General features: G+C 68.5%; 18 protein-coding genes. 17 read left to right on the forward strand and 1 reads right to left on the reverse strand.

What is annotated here, in order from left to right; translation table 11 throughout:
• Positions 1-85: 85 nt before the first annotated feature.
• From QPR87_RS10135 to QPR87_RS10155, 5 genes are read left to right on the forward strand one after another with little or no spacing between them, the layout of a single operon-like run.
• Positions 86-1294 (forward strand): MFS transporter, encoded by a 1209-nt coding sequence (locus QPR87_RS10135; protein WP_285049468.1) that lies wholly within the window; start codon positions 86-88, stop codon positions 1292-1294.
• 15 nt (positions 1295-1309) lie between these two features.
• Positions 1310-3742: a nitrite reductase large subunit NirB gene (nirB, locus tag QPR87_RS10140; protein WP_285049471.1), complete on the forward strand. Its 2433-nt coding sequence runs from the start codon at positions 1310-1312 to the stop codon at positions 3740-3742.
• Complete coding sequence (gene nirD / locus QPR87_RS10145; RefSeq protein ID WP_104492759.1) at positions 3739-4074, forward strand: nitrite reductase small subunit NirD; 336 nt, start codon at positions 3739-3741, stop codon at positions 4072-4074. Before nirB ends, nirD begins: the two co-directional genes overlap by 4 nt.
• 12 nt (positions 4075-4086) lie before the next feature.
• Positions 4087-4944, forward strand: coding sequence for a formate/nitrite transporter family protein (locus tag QPR87_RS10150; RefSeq protein ID WP_231000040.1), 858 nt, complete (start codon positions 4087-4089; stop codon positions 4942-4944).
• A gap of 8 nt (positions 4945-4952) precedes the next feature.
• Positions 4953-7565 (forward strand): nitrate reductase, encoded by a 2613-nt coding sequence (locus QPR87_RS10155; protein ID WP_285049475.1) that lies wholly within the window; start codon positions 4953-4955, stop codon positions 7563-7565.
• Positions 7566-7578: 13 nt separating this feature from the next.
• Here QPR87_RS10155 and QPR87_RS10160 read toward each other — a convergent pair whose 3' ends face one another.
• Entirely contained in the window at positions 7579-8706 is a 1128-nt protein-coding gene (locus tag QPR87_RS10160; protein ID WP_285049476.1) for an ABC transporter ATP-binding protein, read from the reverse strand.
• Positions 8707-8798: 92 nt separating this feature from the next.
• On the opposite strand from QPR87_RS10160, the gene QPR87_RS10165 reads away from it, so the two are divergent.
• The 12 genes from QPR87_RS10165 to QPR87_RS10220 all read left to right on the forward strand — a co-directional run bounded on the left by QPR87_RS10165 (position 8799) and on the right by QPR87_RS10220 (position 21315).
• On the forward strand, positions 8799-9812 hold the full coding sequence (locus QPR87_RS10165) for a Fe(3+) ABC transporter substrate-binding protein (RefSeq protein ID WP_011750673.1): 1014 nt from the start codon (positions 8799-8801) through the stop codon (positions 9810-9812).
• A gap of 22 nt (positions 9813-9834) precedes the next feature.
• The gene (locus QPR87_RS10170) at positions 9835-11487 is read left to right on the forward strand and encodes an ABC transporter permease (RefSeq protein ID WP_285049477.1); all 1653 of its coding nucleotides are present in this window, start codon (positions 9835-9837) and stop codon (positions 11485-11487) included.
• Positions 11488-11540: 53 nt separating this feature from the next.
• A complete protein-coding gene (locus QPR87_RS10175) occupies positions 11541-11960 on the forward strand; it encodes a DUF2946 family protein (protein ID WP_285049478.1) in 420 nt (139 codons plus the stop codon).
• A gap of 69 nt (positions 11961-12029) precedes the next feature.
• A complete protein-coding gene (locus QPR87_RS10180; protein ID WP_199766636.1) occupies positions 12030-13004 on the forward strand; it encodes a DUF1775 domain-containing protein in 975 nt (324 codons plus the stop codon).
• On the forward strand, positions 12991-13623 hold the full coding sequence (locus QPR87_RS10185; RefSeq protein WP_011750669.1) for an SCO family protein: 633 nt from the start codon (positions 12991-12993) through the stop codon (positions 13621-13623). The genes QPR87_RS10180 and QPR87_RS10185 overlap by 14 nt, the downstream gene beginning before the upstream one ends.
• Positions 13624-14053: 430 nt before the next feature.
• Positions 14054-15331: an ABC transporter substrate-binding protein gene (locus QPR87_RS10190; RefSeq protein WP_285049481.1), complete on the forward strand. Its 1278-nt coding sequence runs from the start codon at positions 14054-14056 to the stop codon at positions 15329-15331.
• A 70-nt stretch (positions 15332-15401) separates the two neighbouring features.
• Entirely contained in the window at positions 15402-16364 is a 963-nt protein-coding gene (locus tag QPR87_RS10195) for a carbohydrate ABC transporter permease (RefSeq protein ID WP_011750667.1), read from the forward strand.
• The gene (locus QPR87_RS10200; RefSeq protein ID WP_011750666.1) at positions 16361-17194 is read left to right on the forward strand and encodes a carbohydrate ABC transporter permease; all 834 of its coding nucleotides are present in this window, start codon (positions 16361-16363) and stop codon (positions 17192-17194) included. Before QPR87_RS10195 ends, QPR87_RS10200 begins: the two co-directional genes overlap by 4 nt.
• Positions 17195-17197: 3 nt before the next feature.
• Entirely contained in the window at positions 17198-18199 is a 1002-nt protein-coding gene (locus QPR87_RS10205; protein WP_285049483.1) for an ABC transporter ATP-binding protein, read from the forward strand.
• A 42-nt stretch (positions 18200-18241) separates the two neighbouring features.
• Positions 18242-19027: a ThuA domain-containing protein gene (locus tag QPR87_RS10210; RefSeq protein WP_231000034.1), complete on the forward strand. Its 786-nt coding sequence runs from the start codon at positions 18242-18244 to the stop codon at positions 19025-19027.
• Complete coding sequence (locus QPR87_RS10215) at positions 19027-20076, forward strand: Gfo/Idh/MocA family protein (protein ID WP_285049486.1); 1050 nt, start codon at positions 19027-19029, stop codon at positions 20074-20076. The genes QPR87_RS10210 and QPR87_RS10215 overlap by 1 nt, the downstream gene beginning before the upstream one ends.
• Positions 20077-20142: 66 nt before the next feature.
• Entirely contained in the window at positions 20143-21315 is a 1173-nt protein-coding gene (locus QPR87_RS10220) for a Gfo/Idh/MocA family protein (RefSeq protein ID WP_285049488.1), read from the forward strand.
• Positions 21316-21364 lie beyond the last annotated feature (49 nt).

Genomic DNA, 21364 nt, shown 5'->3' on the forward strand with positions numbered 1-21364 from the left:
CCGAAAGCGCAATCCCGCTGCGGCCTTTCGCCGCCCGTCCGCGCTTTCCGACAGCCTTCGCCATCAGCAACGCATCGGAGCCACCATGCCCGCCGTTCCCCCCGTTCCGCCATCCGAGGCCAGCCGCGCGCTGGGCCTCTCGACCTTCGCCTTTACCATCTGCTTCGCCGTCTGGACGATCTTCTCGATCATCGGCCTGCAGATCCGCGAGCAGCTTTCCCTGACCGAAACCCAGTTCGGCCTGCTGATCGGCCTGCCGATCCTGACCGGCTCGCTGGTGCGCATCGGGCTGGGCGTGCTGACCGACCGGCTGGGCGGGCGGCTGGTCTATACGATGACCATGCTTTCCGCCGCCGTCGCGACGTTCCTTTTGTCCCTTGCCACGACCTGGCTGCAGATGCTGCTGGCGGCGCTGGGCGTCGGGCTGGCCGGCGGTTCCTTTGCCGTCGGCGTGGCCTATGTCTCGCGCTTCTATGCCGAGGGGCGGCAGGGCACGGCGCTGGGCATCTTCGGCACCGGCAATGTCGGGGCCGCCGTGACCAAGTTCGCCGCGCCCTTCGTCATGCTGGCGCTGGGCTGGCAGGCGACCGCGCAGATCTGGGCCGCCGCGCTGGCGCTGGCCGCCGTGCTGTTCTGGCTGCTCAGCAAGGACGATCCCGTCACCGCCGCAGGGGCCGGCCGCAAGGCGCCGCTGCGTGCCGAGTTCGCGCCGCTGGGTCAGGTGCGGGTCTGGCGCTTCTCGGCCTATTACTTCTTCAGCTTCGGCGGGTTCGTGGCGCTGGCGCTGTGGCTGCCGCATTACCTGACGCAGGTCTATGGCTTCGGTGTCGGGACCGCCGGCATGATCGGCGCGGCCTATTCCATCCCCGGCTCGATCTTCCGCGCCTATGGCGGGGTGCTGTCCGACCGGATCGGGGCGCGGGCGGTGATGTATGCGACCTTCATCGTCTCGCTGGTCGCGACGGCGATCCTGTCGATCCCGGCGGGGGTGCCGGTGCCGGTCTTCCTGGCGGTGATCTTTGTGCTGGGCTTCTTCATGAGCCTGGGCAAGGCGGCCGTCTACAAGCACATCCCCAGCTATTACCCCGGCCATGTCGGCGCGGTCGGCGGGCTGGTCGGCATGATCGGCGGTCTGGGCGGCTTTGCCCTGCCGCTGCTCTTCGGCTGGCTGCGCGACCAGACCGGGCTGTGGTCCAGCTGCTTCATGGCGCTGTTCCTGCTGGTCGGGCTCTGCGCGCTGTGGATGCACGCCTCGATCCGCCAGATGGGCCGCGCGCCCCTGCAAGCCGCCTGAGAAAGGAGTCACGCCATGAAGAAACTTGTCGTCATCGGCGCCGGCATGGCCTCGGGCCGCCTGCTGGAGCAGCTGTTCGAGGCCGCGCCCGGCGAATGGCATGTCACCCTGTTCAATGCCGAGCCGCGCGGCAATTACAACCGGCTGATGCTGTCGCCGGTCCTGTCGGGCGAAAAGACCTATGAGCAGATCGTCACCCACGACGCGGACTGGTATGCCGCGCATGGCGTCGATTGCCGCTTCGGCGAGCCGGTGGTCAGGATCGACCGCGCCAATCGCGCCGTCTATTCCAACGCGGGCGGCGCACCCTATGACGCGCTGGTCATCGCCACCGGCTCGGCGCCCTTCATCATTCCGGTTCCGGGCAGCGACCTGCCGGGCGTGGTGACCTATCGCGACCTCGAGGACACCAACGCGATGATCGAGGCCGGCGTGGCCGGCAAGGATGCCGTGGTGATCGGCGGTGGGCTTCTGGGCCTTGAGGCCGCGGCCGGCATGGCGGCGCGCGGCGCCCGCGTCACCGTCGTCCACCTGATGGGCCACCTGATGGAGCGGCAACTGGACCCCGCCGCCGGCTACCTGCTGCAACGCGACCTGGAGCGGCGCGGCATCAAGGTGCATTGCAAGGGTGCGACCAAGGCGATCCTGGGTCATGGCCAAGCCGAGGCGGTGCTGCTGGAGGACGGCACCGTCCACCCTGCCGACCTGGTCTGCATGGCGGTGGGCATCCGCCCCGAGGTGCGGCTGGCCAACGACGCGCATCTGGAGGTCGAGCGCGGCATCGTCGTCGATGACGCCCTGCGCACCAGCGATCCGCATATCTTCGCGCTTGGCGAATGCGTCGAGCATCGGGGCCAGGTCTTCGGCCTTGTCGCGCCGCTTTACGACCAGGCCAAGGTGCTGGCCCGGACCCTGCTGGGCGAGGAGGCTGCGTTCCGCCCGGTGCAGACCGCGACCAAGCTGAAGGTGACGGGCTGCGACCTGTTCAGCGCCGGCGACTTCGCCGAGGGCGAGGGGCGCGAGGACATCGTGTTCCGCGACCCCGGCCGCGGCATCTACAAGCGGCTGGTGCTGGAAAACGACCGCATCGTCGGCGTGGTCATGTATGGCGACACCGCCGACGGCAACTGGTTCTATGGGCTGATGAAGGACGAAACCGACGTCGGCGAGATGCGCGACACGCTGATCTTCGGCCCGGCTTTCCAGGGGGGGGCCAAGCTGGACCCTATGGCGGCCGTTGCAGCCTTGCCGCCTGAGGCGGAGATCTGCGGCTGCAACGGCGTCTGCAAGGGAGCGATCACCGACGCGGTGCTGAATGGCGCCACCACGCTGGAGGCGGTGCGCGCCTGCACCAAGGCCAGCGGCTCCTGCGGCACCTGCACCGGGCTGGTCGAGCAGGTGATGAAGCTGACGCTGGGCGACGGCTTCGTCGCGCCCGCGCCCGCCGGCATGTGCAAATGCACCGATCACAGCCACGAGGACGTGCGGCGGCTGATCCGCTCCATGGGGCTGAAGTCGATCCCGGCCGTCATGCAGGAACTGGGCTGGAAAACGGTGGGCGGCTGCCATTCCTGCCGCCCGGCGCTGAACTATTACCTGCTGGCCGAATACCCGCTGGACTATCGCGACGACCGCCAGTCGCGTTTCGTGAACGAAAGGAACCACGCCAATATCCAGAAGGACGGCACCTATTCGGTGGTGCCGCGCATGTGGGGCGGCGTCACCACGCCCTCCGAGTTGCGCGCCATCGCCGACGCAGCCGAGAAATATGCCGTGCCGATGGTCAAGGTCACCGGCGGCCAGCGCATCGACCTGCTGGGCGTGAAGAAAGAGGACCTGCCGCATATGTGGGCCGACCTGAACGCCGCCGGGCTGGTCTCGGGCCATGCCTATTCCAAGGGGTTGCGCACGGTGAAGACCTGCGTCGGCAGCGAGTTCTGCCGCTTCGGCACCCAGGATTCGACCGGGCTGGGCATCCGGCTGGAAAAGCTGCTTTGGGGTTCGTGGACGCCGCACAAGGTCAAGCTGGGCGTCTCGGGCTGCCCGCGCAACTGCGCCGAGGCGACCTGCAAGGACGTGGGCGTGGTCTGCGTCGACAGCGGCTACCAGATCAGCGTCGCCGGCGCCGCCGGGATGGAGGTGAAGGAGACCGAGCCCCTGGCCGCGACCCCGTCCGAGGACGAGGCGGTCGAGATCATCACCGCCTTCGTCCAGCTTTACCGCGAACATGCGCGCTATCTGGACCGGCCCTATAAATGGGTGGCCAAGGTCGGGCTCGACTGGGTGCGCGAGCAGATCGAGGACGTGCCCACCCGCCGCGCGCTGGTCGAGCGGTTCGAGATCAGCCAGTCGGTCTATCGCCGCGATCCCTGGGCCGAACACTCCACCACCACCGAGACGCCCAAATGGGCACCCCTTGCCGATCTGACGCTGGAGGCTGCGGAATGACCATTTTCATCGATATCGGCGCCCTGGAGGACATTCCCCGGCAGGGCGCGCGCGTGATCCGCACCGCGCAGGGCTGCGTCGCGGTGTTCCGCACCATGGACGACCGGGTCTTTGCGCTGGACGACCGTTGCCCGCACAAGGGCGGCCCGCTGTCCGAGGGCATCGTGCATGGCGATCGCGTGACCTGCCCGCTGCACAACTGGGTGTTCGACATGAACTCGGGCACCGCGCAGGGGGCCGACGAGGGCGCGGTCCGCACCTGGCCCGTGCGCGTCGAACAGGGCCGCATCCTGATCAGCGCCGAACTCGTCTCGCGCCCCCGCGCCGCCTGAAGGAGCAAACTCATGTCCTATGTCAATCCTGCCGATTTCGCGAAGAAGATGATCGATGCCGGCGAAGCCAAGGTCTTCATGTCCACCAAGGACACGCTGATCCGCGCCTATATGGCCGGCGCGATCCTGGCGCTTGCCGCCGCCTTCGCCGTGACCGTCACCGTGAACACCGGCGAGCCGCTGATCGGCGCGCTGTTGTTCCCGGTCGGTTTCTGCATGCTCTACCTGCTGGGCTTCGACCTGCTCACCGGGGTGTTCACGCTGGTGCCGCTGGCGCTGATCGACCGGCGGCCGGGGGTGACCTTGCGCGGCATGCTGCGCAACTGGGGCCTGGTCTTTTGCGGCAATTTCGCCGGCGCCTTCACCGTCGCGGTCTTCATGGCGATCATCGTCACCTTCGGCTTTTCCGAGGCGCCGAACGCGGTGGGCGAAAAGATCGGCCATATCGGCGAGGGGCGGACGCTCGGCTATGCCGCCCATGGCGCGGCGGGGATGCTGACGCTGTTCGTCCGCGCGGTCATGTGCAACTGGATGGTTTCGACCGGGGTGGTCGCGGCGATGATGTCCACCACCGTCTCGGGCAAGGTCATCGCCATGTGGATGCCGATCCTGATCTTCTTCTACATGGGTTTCGAGCATTCCATCGTGAACATGTTCCTGTTCCCCGCCGGGCTGCTTCTGGGTGGGCAGTTCACCATCATGGACTACATGATCTGGAACGAGATCCCGACCGTGCTGGGCAACCTGGTCGGCGGGCTGACCTTTGTCGGCGCCATGATCTATGCCACGCATCACAAGACCTCGCCCCGGCGCGCGGCTGATGCGACCGCCGAAGCCCCCGCCCGGCCCGCGGCCGTTCCCGCCGAATGAGGAAGCCGATGCAGACCATCCGCACCACCTGTCCCTATTGCGGCGTGGGCTGCGGCGTGCTGGCGACGCCCGACGGCAAGGGCGGGCTGGGCATTGCGGGCGATCCCGATCATCCCGCGAACCGGGGCCGGCTTTGCGTCAAGGGCTCGGCGCTTGGCGAGACGGTCGGCCATGGCGGCCGGCTGCTCGCCCCGCGCATCCACGGGCGCGAGGCCGGCTGGGACGAGGCGCTGGACCTGGTCGCGCACCGCTTCCGCGACACCATCGCCGAGCACGGGCCGGATTCGGTCGCCTTCTACGTCTCGGGGCAGCTTTTGACCGAGGATTACTATGTCGCCAACAAGCTGATGAAGGGCTTCATCGGCTCGGCCAATATCGACACCAATTCGCGGCTTTGCATGGCCTCGGCCGTTGCGGGGCACCGGCGAGCCTTTGGCACCGACACGGTGCCGGGGCTCTACGAGGATCTGGAGCTGGCCGATACGGTGGTGCTGGTCGGCTCGAACCTGGCCTGGTGCCATCCGGTGCTTTACCAGCGGCTGGCGGCGGCGCGCGAGGCGCGGGGCACGCGCGTCGTGGTGGTCGATCCGCGCCGCACCGCGAGTTGCGACATTGCCGACCTGCATCTGGCGCTGGCGCCGGGCGTGGATGCGGCGCTGTTCAACCTGCTGCTGGCCGAGATCGCGCGGCGCGGCCTAGCCGGCGGGGATGCTGCCGCGCATCTGGACGGGTTCGACGAGGCGCTGGCCGCCGCGCGCGGGACGCTGCCCTCGGCCACCGGGCTGGCGCACAGCCAGTTGCGGCAGTTCTTCGACCTGTGGTGCGGCAGCGACAAGGTGGTGACGGTCTGGTCGCAGGGCGTGAACCAGTCCGACAGCGGCACCGACAAGGTGAATGCGATCCTGAACTGCCATCTCGCCAGCGGCCGCATCGGCCGGCCGGGCATGGGCCCGCTCAGCGTCACCGGCCAGCCCAATGCCATGGGCGGGCGCGAGGTCGGCGGGCTGGCCAACATGCTGGCCTGCCATCTGGAGATCGAGAACCCGGCGCATCGCGAGGCGGTGCGCGGCTTCTGGAACGCGCCGCGCATGGCCGAGCGGCCGGGACTGAAGGCCGTGGACATGTTCCGCGCGGTCGAGGATGGTCGGATCAAGGCGCTGTGGATCATCTGCACCAACCCCGCCGCGACCATGCCCGAGGCCGATCGCGTCTCCCGCGCCATTGCCGGCTGCGATTTCGTGGCGGTCTCGGACATCATGGCGCGGACCGACACCACGCGGCTGGCGCATGTCCTGCTGCCGGCGACCGGCTGGGGCGAAAAGGACGGCACGGTGACGAATTCCGAACGCCGCATCAGCCGCCAGCGCCGCACCCTCGCCCCCGCCGGGCAGGCGCGCGACGACTGGCGCATCCTGGCCGAGGTCGGGTGCCGCATGGGCTGGGCCGATGCCTTCGGCTGGACCAGCCCCGCGCAGGTCTTTGCCGAACATGCCGCACTGTCCGGCGTCGCAGGCGGGCTGGGCAGCGATTTCGACATCTCGGCCCATGCCGGGATCACCGCGGCCGAATATGACGCGCTGGAGCCCTTTCTGTGGCCGCAATCGGCAGGCAGGCAGGGCGGGCGGTTCTTTGGCGACGGGCGGTTCCATACCCCCTCGGGCCGCGCGCGGATGGTCGCGGTGACGCCGCGCCCGCCGCAGCCGGTGGATGCGGATCATCCGTTCCGGCTGAATACCGGCCGGGTGCGCGATCATTGGCACACCATGACCCGCACCGGCCTGTCGCCGCGCCTGTCGCGCCATCTGGCCGAGCCCTTCCTGGAACTGCACCCCAGCGATGCGGCCCGGCTGGACCTGACGCCCGCGAGCCTTGCCGAGGTCTGCGGCCCGCATGGCCGTGCCGTGCTGCGGGTGCTGGTGACCGACCGGGTGGCGCCGGGCCATCCCTTTGCGCCGATGCATTGGACGGGCGAGACCGCGCCCTCGGGCCGGATCGATGCGCTGGTGCCGGGGACGGTCGATCCGGTCTCGGGCCAGCCGGCCCTGAAATCGGCGGCGGTGGCGATCCGGCCTTTTGCCGCGCGCTGGTTCGGCTTTGCCGTCTCGGCGGGTGCGATCCGGCCGGATTGCGACTATTGGGCGCGGGCGACGCTGCCGCGCGGAGAGCAGGCCGAACTGGCCGGGCTGGAGGTGCCGCAGGACTGGACCGCCCATGCCCGCGCGCTGTTCGGATTGCCGGACGAGCCGCTGGTGCTGCACGACCGGACGCGCGGGCAGGTGCGGCTGGCCTTTTTGCGCGATGGCCGGCTGCAGGCGGCGCTGTTCGTCGCGCCGGGGCCGGTGGGCCTGTCGCGCAGCCATGTCGCGGCGCTGCTGGGCGAGGGCGGCGCCGAGGCGCTGGCCGGCCACCCCGGCGCCGACCGCCCGGACGAAGGCGCGCTGGTCTGCGCCTGCTTCGGCATCGGCGTGAACAGCATCGTGCAGGCCATCGCCACCCGGCGCCTGACCTCGGTCGAGGCGGTGGGGCAGGCGTTGCGGGCGGGCACCAATTGCGGCTCGTGCCGCCCCGAGATCCGCGCGCTGCTGGAGGCCGGCACCGCCTGCCGCGCGGCGGCCGAGTAGGGATCGGCCGCGCCTATTCGCCGTCGCAGGCAAAGACCATGGCGCTGCCCGGCTGGGCGGCGACGTGGATCAGGCTGCCCGGCGCGGGCAGGATCAGGCCGGGAACGCGGGATTTCATCGCCGCGCCGCCGGGTTCCAGCCGCATCTCGATCAGGCTTTCGCGACCCAGATAGCGCGCACGCTCGACCCGGGCCGGCGTGCCGCCGGTGTCGGTGTCGGGGTCGGTGGGCACCAGGTGCTGGGGACGGATGGCGACCTCGGCCCGGCTGCCTTCGGCAAGGCCGGGGGCCGGAAAGGTGCCCAGGCTGGTCTGAACCCGGCCGCCTGACACCCGGCCAGAGACGATGTTCAGGTCCGAGAAAAAGGCCGCGACGCCCCGATCTGCCGGGCGGTTGTAAAGCTCGTCCGGGCGGCCTTCCTGGATCAGCCGGCCCTTGCGCATGACGGCGATGCGATGGCCCATCAGCATCGCCTCTTCGGGATCGTGGGTGACCATCAGCACCGTGGTTTCGGTTTCGCGCAGCAGGTCCAGCGCCGCGTCGCGCACCCCGTCGCGCAGCCGGTGGTCGAGGCTGGAGAACGGTTCGTCCATCAGCATCACGCAGGGGCGCGGCGCCAGGGCCCGGATCAGCGCCACGCGCTGCTGCTCGCCCCCCGAAAGCTCGTGCGGATATTTCGCGGCATGGCCGGACAGGCCGACGCGCTCCAGCAACTCGCCGATCCGGTCGCGGTTCTGCCGTGCTGGACCTTGCAGGCCGAAGCCGACATTGGCCGCCACGTCCAGATGCGGGAACAATGCGAAATCCTGGAATACCAGCCCGACCGGGCGCCGTTCGGGCGGCAGGAAGCCGCCGGCGTCGGACATGGCCCGGCCGCCGATGCGGACGGCGCCGGAATCGGGCCGCTCGATGCCGGCGATCATGCGTAGCGTGGTCGACTTGCCGCAGCCCGAGGGGCCGAGCAGGCAGGTCACCTCGCCCTGCGCCACGTCGAAGCCAACATCCTCGACCGCCGCCACGCCTGCGAAGCGGCGGCACAGCGCCGAAACCTCCAGCATGGGCAGGGATGGGGCGGGGTCCGGCGCGGCATCGCGCGCATCCACCTGGCTGGCCCATTCGGGAGGGCTGGCGAATTGGTTCATCGGCATCCCTTCGTGGCCGCAGACGCATGAGGATTATTTACATTGCTAATTAGTTTAGTAAACATGTCGAGAAATCGCAAGGAGGACAGGCTATGCGTCTCGGACTATCTGGACTGATCGGTGCCGTGCTGGCTGCGCAGGCGGTTGCCGCAAGCGCCCAGGAACTGAACCTTTACACCACGCGCGAGCCGAATCTGATCGAGCCGCTGCTGGCCTCGTTCACCGAAACGACCGGGGTGAAGGTCAATACCATCTTCCTCAAGGACGGCCTGCCCGAGCGGGTCGAGCAGGAGGGCGAGGCCTCGCCCGCCGACGTGCTGATGACCGTGGATATCGGCAACCTGGTCGATCTGGTCGATCGCGGCCTGACCCAGCCCGTCGAATCCGAGGCGCTTTCCGCCGCCATCCCCGAGAACCTGCGCGACAAGGACGGCAACTGGTTCGCGCTGTCGCAGCGGGCGCGGGTGCTTTACGCCGAGAAGGACCTGGATCTTGCGAGCTTTACCTATGAAGACCTCGCCAAGCCGGAATGGAAGGGCAAGGTCTGCATCCGCTCGGGGCAGCATCCCTATAACGTGGCGCTGACCGCCTCCTACATCGTGCATCACGGCGAAGAGGCCGCCAAGACCTGGCTGGAGGGCGTCAAGGCGAACCTGGCCCGCACCGCCGGCGGCGGCGACCGCGACGTGGCCCGCGACATCATGGGCGGCATCTGCGAGATCGGCATCGCCAATTCCTACTATGTCGGCCTGATGCGCAGCGGCGCCGGCGGTCCCGAGCAGGAGGAATGGGTCAAGGCGATCAAGGTCGTCCTGCCCACCTTCGAGGATGGCGGCACGCAGGTGAACGTCTCGGGCGCGGCGGTGGCCAAGAATGCCCCGAACCGCGACCAGGCGGTGCAACTGCTGGAATACCTGGTCTCGGACGAGGCGCAGAAGATCTATGCCGAGGCGAATTTCGAATATCCGGTCAAGCCCGGCGTCGCGGTCAGCCCGGTGATCGAGGATATTGCCGATCTCAAGGTGGACGGCACCGACCTGACCGAGATCGCCCGCCAGCGCAAGGCGGCGAGCGAACTGGCCGAGGCGGTGGGCTTCGACAACTGAGCCCGTCCGGGACACAGGCCGCATGACACCGGAACTGGCACAGCGCCCCCGCGTCCGCGCGGGGGTGGGTTGGCAGGCGGCAGCCCTGGCTGTCGCCGCGCTCGTTCTGCTGCCGGTGCTGGCGCTGGGGCTGTTCGCGCTGCAGGGCAGCCCGGGGCTTTGGGCGCATCTGGTCAGCAACGTGCTGCCGGTCGCGGCGCGGCAGACGGTGATCCTGCTGGTGGGCGTCGGCATCATCGTCGCGACGCTCGGCACGGCGACGGCCTGGCTGGTCGCGGCCTGCGATTTCCCAGGGCGGCGCTTTTTCGGCTGGGCGCTGCTGCTGCCCTTGGCGGTGCCGACCTATATCGTCGCCTATGCCTATCTGGACCTGCTGCATCCGGTCGGGCCGGTGCAGGGCGCGATCCGCGGCTGGCTGGGCTATTCCAGCCCGCGCGAGTTCCGCCTGCCCGACATCCGCTCGATGCCGGGCTGCATCCTGCTGCTGGGGCTGGTGCTTTACCCCTATGTCTATCTGCCGGTGCGGGCGCTGTTCGCGATGCAGGCCGGCAATCTGCTGGACGCAGGGCGGACGCTGGGGGCGGGGCCGGTCGCCACCTTCCTGCGCGTGGCGATTCCGCTGGCCCGGCCCGCCGTCGCCATCGGCACGGCTCTGGCGCTGATGGAGGCGATGAACGACATCGGCGCGGCCGAGTTCCTGGGCGTGCGCACGCTGACCGTCTCGGTCTATTCGACATGGATCAACCGCTCGGACCTGCCGGGGGCGGCGCAGATCGCCTTGGCGATGCTGGCCATCACCATGGCGCTGGTCATGCTGGAGCGGCGCGGCCGCAGGCGCCAGCGCTACGCGGCGGGCGCGCAGCGCAGCCAGCCCTTGCGGCGCACGCGCCTGCGCGGCTGGCGGGCCTGGGGGGCCATGCTGGTCTGCGCGCTGCCGGTCACATTCGGCTTTGCGGCCCCGGCCTGGTATCTGGCCGGCGCGGCCTGGGCGCGCTATCGCTTTGCCGGGCTTTCGCCGCGCATCCTGGAAGAGGCGGGCAACACCGCCTTCTTCGCCGGGCTGGCGACGCTGGTCGCGCTGCTGCTGGGGCTGGTGGTGACCGGTGCGGCGCGGATGCGGCCCGGCACCCTGACCCGGACGATGGTGCGGCTTTCGACGCTGGGCTATGCCGTGCCGGGCACCATCCTGGCGATCGGGCTCTTGCCGGTGATCGCGCTGGCCGACCGGCAGATCGCCGCGGTCTCGCAGGCGCTGCTGGGCGTGGGGCCGGGGCTTTTGCTGCTGGGTTCCGGCGCGGCGCTGATCTATGCCTATGTCGCGCGCTTCCTGGCCATCGCCAGCGGCGGGATCGAGGCGGGGCTGAGCCGGGTGCCCCGCTCGCTCGACCATGTGGCGCGGACGCTGGGGCGCAGCCCCGGCCAGGTGTTCCGCGAGGTGCATGTGCCGATCTCGCGCCCGGCGCTGGCGGCCTCGGGGCTGTTGATCTTCGTCGATTGCGTCAAGGAACTGCCCGCCACGCTGCTGCTGCGGCCGCTGAACTTCGAGACGCTCTCGACCCATCTTTACGGCGAGGCGGCGCGCGGCACCTATGAGGACGCGGCCATCGCCGCGCTGATCATCGTGCTTATCGGCATCCTGCCGGTGATCGTCCTGGCGCGGACGATCCGCCGGTGATTGCGGCATATTGTCCCTTTCCTCCGGCGCGGATTTCTGACAGGGCTGCGGATATGCGGGTTCAGGACGGATATCGGACGGCGGGGCTTGGGCGCGGCGCGTCGCTGCGGCGACTGTGCTGCTGGCTGGCGGTGCTGCCCTTCCTGCTGTTTTCGCTGATCCTGCCCGGCACCATGATCGCCCGCGACGCGCAGGGCAGCGTCACCGTCGTGCTGTGCTCGGGCGAGGGGCCGGTCCAGATGGTCGTGGCCGCCGATGGCAGCCTGGTCCCGGCCGACGAGGCGCCGCATGCCGATCACCATGCCTGCGACTGGGCGCCCCATGGCCAGCCGCTGTTGCAGGGCGCTGCCGCCGATGCGCCGGTGCCGCTGTTGCCGCCGCTGCGCATGGCGCGGGTGCTGGATCTGCCCGACCACCTTTATCGCGCCGAGATGCTGGCGCCTTCGGCGCGGGGGCCGCCCGTGCTCGTCTGACGGAACCTTGCTTCGGCAGCCCGTGGGCCAGGACCCGGCGGGCGCTATTCCCATCAGATGAGAACGATCATGCAGAACCATGTTTTCGGCGCGCTTTGCGCCACGCTTCTTGGCCTTGCGGCCGGTCCCGCCCTGTCCCATGCCACGCTGGAGCGGTCAGAGGCCCCGGCCGGCGCCGCCTATCGCGCGGTGATCCGCATCGGCCATGGCTGCGACGGCCAGGCCACCCACACCCTGCGGGTCGAACTGCCCGAGGGCTTCTACAACGCCAAGCCCATGCCCAAGGCTGGCTGGGTGCTGGAGACGGTAAAGGGCCCCTATGCCCAGCCCTTCGACAACCACGGCACGCAGATGACCGAGGGCACGCGCGAGGTGATCTGGTCCGGCGGCGAATTGCAGGACGACTGGTATGACGAATTCGTCATCCGCGGCACCGTCGGCGCGGATGTGGCGCCGGGCACGGTGCTGTATTTCCCGACCGTGCAGGAATGCGCGGATGGCAAGGCGGACTGGACCGATGTCTCGGGCAGCAAGGAGGTGCCGAACCCGGCGCCGGGCCTGACCGTTGCCGCCGGCAAGGCCGGGCACGGCCATGGCCATGGCGATCACGCGGCGGCGAGCTCGGCCGGGCCGGTGATCCTGGGCGACCTGACGCTGGACGGCGGCTTCAGCCGCGCCACACCCCCCGGTGCGCCGGTGGCGGGCGGCTTCCTGACCATCGCCAACGGCGGGGCCGAGGATCGGCTGGTCGCGGCCAGCGCCGATTTCGCGGGTCGCACCGAAATCCACGAGATGGCCATGGAGGGCGAGGTGATGCGGATGCGCGAACTGCCCGAGGGCCTGCCGATCCCCGCCGGCGGCACGGTTGAACTGAAGCCTGGCGGCTATCACCTGATGTTCATGGAGTTGAAGCAGCCGCTGGTCGAGGGCGAGACGGTGAATGTTACCCTGAGCTTTGAAAAGGCGGGCGAGGTCAGCCTGCCGCTGGCGGTCGGGCCGCGCAACGCGGGCGCGCAAAAAGGAGATGGCCATGGCGGGCACTGAACGCAAATCCGGGCTGAAACCGCTGCGCTACGCGTTGTGGGCGCTGGTCGTGCTGGCCCTGGCCGGCTTGGGCTGGTTCCAGTTCGTCTCGCCCCGCACGGGATCCGGTTCCGGCTCGGTCGCCGATGCCGGCGCCGCGGCGCTGGGGCGGGGCGAGTATCGGCTGACGGCGACCGACGGGACCGAGTTCAGCCAGGCCGCGCTGAAGGGACAGCCCTCGGCGGTGTTCTTCGGCTTTACCCATTGCCCGGATGTCTGCCCGACCACGCTGGGCGATGTGGCCAGCTGGCAGGAGGAACTGGGCGAGGACGGCAAGAACCTGCGGGTGTTCTTCGTCACCGTCGATCCCGAACGCGACACGGTCGAGGCGCTGCGCGAATACGTCTCGTGGGTGCCGGGCGTGCTTGGCGTCTCGGGCACGCCGGAAGAGGTTGCCAAGGCGATCAAGGCTTTCCGCATCTATGCCCGCAAATCGCCGCTGGAGGGCGGGGATTACACCATGGACCATTCCTCGACCATGCTGCTCTTCGACGGCAACGGCGACTATGCCGGGCTGATCGGCTATCAGGAGGATCGCGAGCGCGCGCTGGCCAGCCTGCGCCGCCTGCTGAGCAGCTGACCCTTTGTGCGGCGCCGGGTTTCCGGCGCCGCCTTCCGATCCGGCGCGTGGCCGCTGGATCCCCAGATTTCTGCATCCGAAATGTTTTGGAAGGCTCCTGCGCGGCCGATTATGGGCTGCTCCGGCCGATTCGGCCTGAAAAACGGCCATCGGGCTCGGATGGAGATATCCATGTTAGCGTATGACATCTGCTGCGCCCGCGGCACGGCTTTGCCGATGGGCTCCACAATGCGGATTTTCTCAGGAAACGCATGGTTTTTTGCCTGCCGCTCGGATCGTTCCGCGCGGTCCTGCCGGATTTCTTGACCGGATTGGCTGGATGCGGTAAAAACTTCCCGAAAGGTTTCGGATTGACTGCGGAAGGGCATGGACAAGGCCCCGAAGCTGCGAACGGTGCTGGGGAGGCACCTTTACCAAGGGGAGGAAATCGATGGGAAAATTCAGCCGGGGCGCGCTGCGCCCGGTCGCATTGGCTGCGCTGATGGGCGGCATCGCGCTGCCTGCCGCGGCGGACGAGCTGTTCTATGTCGCGGGCGGGGTCGGCAAGCAGGCCGAGCATTTCAAGGACCTTGTGAAGCCCTGGGAGGAGCGCACCGGCCATACCGTGACGCTGGTGCCGATGCCGCAATCCAGTTCGGACCAGTTCGCGCAATACCGGCTGTGGCTGGCGGCGGGGACCAGGGACGTCGACCTGTATCAGACCGACGTGATCTGGGCGCCGCAGCTTTCCGAATATTTCGTCGACCTGTCCGATGCGGCCAAGGATATCGTCGGCGAGCATTTCCCCTCGGTCATCGAAAGCCAGACCTCGGACGGCAAGCTGGTGGCGCTGCCGCTTTATACCGATGCACCGGCGCTGTATTATCGCACCGACCTGCTGGAGAAATACGGCAAGCAGGTGCCCGGGACCTGGGCCGAACTGACCGAGACCGCCAGGCTGATCCAGGACGGCGAGCGTGCGGAAGGACAGGGCGACCTGTGGGGCTTCGTCTGGCAGGGCAATGCCTATGAAGGACTGACCTGCAACGCGCTGGAATGGGTGAAATCCTTTGGCGGCGGCCAGATCGTCGAGGCGGACGGCACCGTCTCGATCAACAACCCGCAGGCGGTGGCGGCGCTGGAACTGGCGGCAAGCTGGATCGGCACCATCAGCCCGCGCGGCGTGCTGGCCCACAAGGAAGAAGAGGCGCGCGGCGTCTGGCAGACCGGCAACGCGGTCTTCATGCGCAACTGGCCCTATGCCTTTGCGCTGAGCGGGGGCGGGGACAGCGCGGTCAAGGGCAAGTTCGACGTGGCGCCCCTGCCCGCCGGCACCGAGGAGGCCGGCTCGGCCGCGACCCTGGGCGGCTGGAACGTCGCGGTGTCGAAATTCTCGACCAAGCAGGAGGCGGCGGTCGATCTGGCGCTTTATCTCGCCTCGGCCGAGGCGCAGAAGCGGCGCGCACTGCTGGACGGCAACCTGCCGACCGTGGTCGCGCTTTACGACGATGCCGAGATCGCCGAGGCGGTGCCGCTGATCCCGCGCTGGAAAGACGTCTTTGCCGATGCGGTCCCGCGCCCCTCGGGACCGGTCAAGAGCAAGTATAACGAGATCTCGGCGAAGTTCTGGTCGGCCGTGCATGACACGCTGTCGGGCAACGGCACCGCGGCCGAGAACCTGGAGCTTCTGGAACTGGATCTGACCGATCTGCAAGGCTCGGGCTGGTAAGGCGCTTTGCGGGGGCTGGCGGGTTTGCGCCGGCCCCGACCGGCCCCTGCGGCCGATGAGGAGTTTCCCCATGACTGACCCCATCGCGGGCCGCAGCGGCGGTCCCAGCCTGCGGCAGCGTCGGCAAAGGGCGGCCTTCTGGTTCCTGGCCCCCATGCTTTTCGCGCTGCTTTGCGTCGCGGCCTGGCCGCTGGCGCGCACCATCTGGTTCTCACTGACCAACACCACGCTGTCGAACCTCTACGGCGGCGAGTGGATCGGCTTCGACAACTACCTGTCGATGCGCACGCTGTCCTCGGGGCGGGTGGTCTGGCGCGGCACTCTGGTCGATCCGGCCTGGTGGAACGCGGTCTGGAACACCGTCCGCTTCTCGCTGATCTCGGTCGGGTTCGAGACGGTTCTGGGCCTGATCGTGGCCCTGGTGCTGAATGCCGAGTTCAAGGGCCGCGCCCTGGTGCGCGCCGCCATCCTGATCCCCTGGGCGATCCCGACCATCGTCTCGGCCAAGATGTGGGCCTGGATGCTGAACGACCAGTTCGGGATCCTGAACGACATCCTGCTGCGGCTGGGGCTGATCGGCGAAAAGATCGCCTGGACCGCCAGCACCGAGACAGCGATGACCGCCGTGCTGATCGTCGATATCTGGAAGACCACGCCCTTCATGGCGCTGCTGATCCTGGCCGGGTTGCAGATGGTGCCGCGCGACATCTACGAGGCGGCGCGGATCGACGGCATCCATCCGGTCAAGGTGTTCTTCCGCGTCACCCTGCCGCTGATCAAGCCGGCGCTGATGGTCGCGGTGATCTTCCGCATGCTGGACGCGCTGCGCATCTTCGACCTGATCTATGTGCTGACGCCGAACAGTTCGGCCACCAAGACCATGTCGGTCATCAGCCGCGAGAACATGATCGACTTCGACAAGTTCGCCTATGGCGCGGCGCAATCGACGCTGCTTTTCGCGATCATCGCCGTCTTCGTCAGCGCCTATATCTGGCTCGGCCGCGTGGACCTGGGCGGGGAGGGCTCGAAATGACCCGTCACAAGCTGCTGAAACGGATCGGCTTTTATGCGCTGGTCGCGGTGATCGTCGTCTTTTCGGTCTTTCCCTTCTACTATGCCGTGGTGACCAGCTTTGCCTCGGGGACGGCGCTGTTTCGGGTGAACTACCTGCCCTCGGGGTTCGATCTGCGCAACTACCAGGCAGTGCTGGGCTCGAAGAACTTCCTTTATTCCATCGGCAACTCGCTGATCATCGCGACGCTGACGGTCGGGTTGTCGCTGTTCCTGGGCGTCACCGCCTCATACGCGCTGGCGCGGGTGCGGTTCCGGGGGCGGGGGCTGTTGCTGATGACCATCCTGGCCGTGTCGATGTTCCCGCAGATCGCGGTGCTGGCCGGGCTGTTCGAACTGGTGCGCTTTTTGGGCATCTTCAACACCCATTGGGCGATGATCCTGTCCTATACGATCTTCACGCTGCCCTTCACCGTCTGGGTGCTGACCACCTTCATGCGCGACCTGCCGGTCGAGATCGAGGAGGCGGCCATCGTCGACGGCGCCAGCCCCTGGATCATCATCACCCGTGTCTTCCTGCCGCTGCTGTGGCCGGCGATGGTGACCACCGGGCTTCTGGCCTTCATCGGCGCCTGGAACGAATTCCTGTTCGCGCTGACCTTCACCAGCACCGAAAGCATGCGCACGGTCCCGGTGGCCATCGGCCTGCTTTCGGGCGCGTCCGAGCAAGAGATCCCCTGGGGTCCGATCATGGCCGCCTCGGTCATCGTGACGGTGCCGCTGATCGTCCTCGTCCTCATTTTCCAGCGCAAGATCGTGGCGGGCCTGACCGCCGGCGGCGTGAAAGGTTGAACCATGGCCAAGATCGAGTTGAAGAACGTCACCAAGTCCTATGGCGGCTTGCAGGTCATCAAGGGCATCGACCTGGAGATCCGCAAGGGCGAGTTCATGGTCTTTGTCGGCCCGTCCGGCTGCGGCAAGTCCACGCTGTTGCGACTGGTCTCGGGGCTGGAGGAGATCACCACCGGCGACATGCTGTTCGACGGGCAGCGGGTGAACGACCTGGTGCCCTCGGACCGCGGCATCGCCATGGTGTTCCAGAGCTATGCGCTTTACCCGCATATGAAGGTCTATGACAACATGGCCTTCGGCATGAAGCTGGCCAAGGCCGGCAAACCCGAGATCGACCGCCGCGTGCGCGAGGCGGCGCGGCTGTTGCAGATCGAGCATCTGCTGGACCGCCTGCCCAAGCAACTGTCCGGCGGCCAGCGCCAGCGCGTCGCCATCGGCCGCGCCATCGTGCGCGACCCGCGCGTCTTTCTGTTCGACGAGCCGCTGTCGAACCTCGACGCGGCGCTGCGCGTGCAGACGCGGCTGGAGATCGCCCGGCTGCACCACGGCATGGAGGACGTGACGATGATCTACGTCACCCATGACCAGGTCGAGGCGATGACGCTGGCCGACCGCATCGCCGTGCTGCGCGACGGCAAGCTGGAGCAGGTCGGCACGCCGGCCGAGCTTTACGAGCGGCCGAACTCCACCTTCGTCGCCGGGTTCATCGGCAGTCCCAAGATGAACTTCCTGACCGACGGTTTCGCCCATGCGCATGACTGCGCGACCCTGGGCATCCGGCCCGAGCATATCGACATCGTCGAGGCCGGCCCGTGGTCGGGCGAGGTCGTCCATGCCGAGGATCTGGGCGCCGATCATTACCTCTTCGTCGAGATCGGCGCGGCCGAGCCGCTGGTCGTGCGCCAGTCGGGCAAGCTGGCCCTGCCGCTGGGCACGCGGCTGAGCCTCGCGCCGCGCCTGGGCCACCTGCACCGTTTCGACGCCAACGACGCGCCTATCCGCTGAAATCACCACCCGCTCCCGCAGGGGAGCAACAAGGAGCGATGAATGACCATCCGTGTCACTGTCTGGGGCGAGAACGTCCACGAGCAGAAGAACAAGACCGTCGCGGGGATCTACCCGGACGGCATGCACAACACCATTGCCGGGGCGCTGAACCGCGATGCGGGCATCGCGGCCGGCAGCGTCACCCTGCAAGACCCCGAGCATGGGCTGACGGCCGAGAAGCTGGCCGAAACCGACGTGCTGATCTGGTGGGGCCATTGCGCCCATGGCGAGGTGCAGGATGCGGTGGTCGAGCGCGTGGCCGAGGCGGTCTGGTCCGGCATGGGCATGATCTTCTTGCATTCGGCGCATTTCTCCAAGCCGTTCAAGCGGCTGATGGGCACGCCCTGCAACCTGACCTGGCGCGAGGCGGGCGAACGCGAGCGGCTGTGGCTGACCTCGCGCAACCATCCCATCGCCGCCGGCCTGCCCGATCATTTCGAGCTGGAGCACGAAGAGATGTATGGCGAGCCCTTTGGCGTGCCCGAGCCGCTGGAGACGGTCTTCGTCAGCTGGTTCGCGGGCGGCGAGGTGTTCCGCTCGGGCCTGACCTACAAGCGCGGTGCGGGCAACGTATTCTATTTCCGGCCCGGCCACGAGACCTATCCGACCTATCACGACGCCAATGTGCAGCGGGTGATCCTGAACGCGGTGAAATGGGCGCATAACCCGGCCACGCGGCTGGCGGAGCCGACCGTCGCGCCCAATGTCCCGGTCGAGCAGGCGCTGGAGCCGATCGAGGAACGCGGTCCCAAGCTGCATGCCGCCGGCGAAGAGGGCTATCGCTGATGGTCCGGCTTCTCGTCATCGGCACCGGCGGCATGGCGGCGAACCATGCCCGCGCCTTTGCCGCCATTCCCGGCGTCGAACTGGTCGGCGGCGTGGACCCCAGGCCCGGGCCGCTGGCCGCCTTCAACGCCGAACATGGCATCGCGCACGGCTTCGCCAGCCTGGACGAGGCGCTGGCCTGGGGCGGGTTCGACGCCGCGACCAACGTGACGCCGGATGCCGCGCATTACCCGACCACCATGCCGCTCTTGGCGGCGGGCAAGCATGTGCTTTGCGAAAAGCCGCTGGCCACCAATGCCGCGGATGCCGGGGCCATGGCCGAGGCGGCGGCGCGGGCCGGCGTGGTGAACATGGTCAATCTCAGCTATCGCGACGTGCCGGCGCTGCAAAAGGCTGCCGCGATGGTGCGCGCGGGCGATATCGGCACTGTGCGGCATTTCGAGGCGAGCTATCTGCAAAGCTGGCTGACCCAGCCCAGCTGGGGCGACTGGCGGTCCGACCCGAAATGGCTGTGGCGGGTTTCGACCGCGCATGGCTCCAAGGGGGTGCTGGGCGATGTCGGCATCCATATCCTCGATTTCGCTACCTATGTCGCCGGGCAGGACGCGGCGCAGGTTTCCTGCCTGCTCAAGACCTTCGACAAGGCGCCGGGCGGGCGGATCGGGGATTATGTGCTGGACGCCAATGACAGCGCCACCATGCAGATCGTGCTGGAAAACGGCGCGCTGGGGACGGTGGCGGCGACGCGCTTTGCCACCGGGCACCTCAATGACCTGCGGCTGCGGCTTTATGGCGACCGGGGCGGGCTGGAGGTCGGCTTCGAGAACCGCGTCAGCCGGCTGCGCGCCTGCCTGTCGCCGGACCTGGAAACCGCCGCCTGGCACGAGGTCGACTGCCCGCCGGTGCCGACGATCTACCAGCGCTTCATCGCCGCGATCCGGGGCGAGGGCGCGGCCGATCCCGATTTCGCCCGCGGCGCCGCGCTGCAACGCCTGTTGGACCGGGCCGAGGAATCCTCGGTCGAGGCCGGTCTCGGCCTCGCCGTCTAGGCGCAACCGATCCGGCGGCGGCCTTCTCCTCCCTGCCGCCGCCGGACATCCCGCAAGGAGCATGCCATGACCCAGACCGTTCCCGCGCAATCCCGCCGCGCGCCCCGCATCCGCCTTGGCATGGTCGGCGGCGGGCAGGGTGCCTTCATCGGCGGCGTGCACCGCATCGCCGCCCGCATCGACGACCAGTATGAGTTGGTCGCGGGCTGCTTTTCCTCGACGCCCGGCAAAAGCGCGGCCTCGGCGGCGGAACTGGGCGTGGGCCGCGCCTATGGCGATTTCGCGCAGATGGCGATGCGCGAGGCGCGGCGCAAGGACGGGATCGAGGCGGTCGCCATCGTCACCCCGAACCACCTGCACGCCCCCGTCGCCCGCGAGTTCCTGAAACGCGGCATCCATGTCATCTGCGACAAGCCCCTGACCGCGACCCTGCCCGAGGCGCGCAAGCTGGCCAAGGCCGCTGCGGATTCGGACGCGCTGTTCGTGCTGACGCACAACTATACCGGCTATCCGATGGTCCGGCAGGCCCGTGCCATGACCCTTGCGGGCGAATTGGGCGAGATCCGGCTGGTGCAGGTCGAGTATGCGCAGGACTGGCTGGCCGAGCCCATCGAGCAGGCGGGCAACAAGCAGGCCGGCTGGCGCACCGATCCGGCGCAATCCGGTGCGGGCGGGGCCATCGGCGACATCGGCACCCATGCCTTCAACCTTGCCGGCTTCGTGACCGGGCTGGAGCTTGAGGCACTGGCCGCCGACCTGCAAAGCTTCGTGCCGGGCCGGGCGGTCGACGACAACGGCCATGTGCTGCTGCGCTACCAGGGCGGGGCGCGCGGGATGCTGTGGTGCAGCCAGGTCGCCTCGGGCTGCGAGAATGCGCTGCGGCTGCGGGTTTATGGCACCCGCGCCGGCATCGAATGGGCGCAGGAAGAGCCGAATTACCTGTGGGTCGCGCCCCTGGGCCGGCCGCGCTATCGGCTGTCGCGAGGCGGTTCCGGCACGGGGGCCGAGGCCGCGCGCCTGACCCGCATCCCCGCCGGCCATCCCGAGGGCTATCTGGAGGGTTTCGCGAACATCTATGCCGAGGCGGCGCGCGCCATCCTTGCCCGTCGCGCCGGCGCCGTGCCCGACCCGGCAGTGACCTTCCCCGGCATCCGCGAGGGGTTGGAGGGCGTGGCCTTCGTCGATGCCTGCCTGCGCTCCAGCAGGCGCAACGGCGCCTGGGTCGCGCTGGCGCTTTAGGCCCGGCGGCGGCGGAACCTCCGCATTCTGCCGCATTGTCGCAGCGGTT

Source organism: Paracoccus sp. SSJ (assembly GCF_030234105.1).
Taxonomy (GTDB): Bacteria; Pseudomonadota; Alphaproteobacteria; order Rhodobacterales; family Rhodobacteraceae; genus Paracoccus; species Paracoccus denitrificans.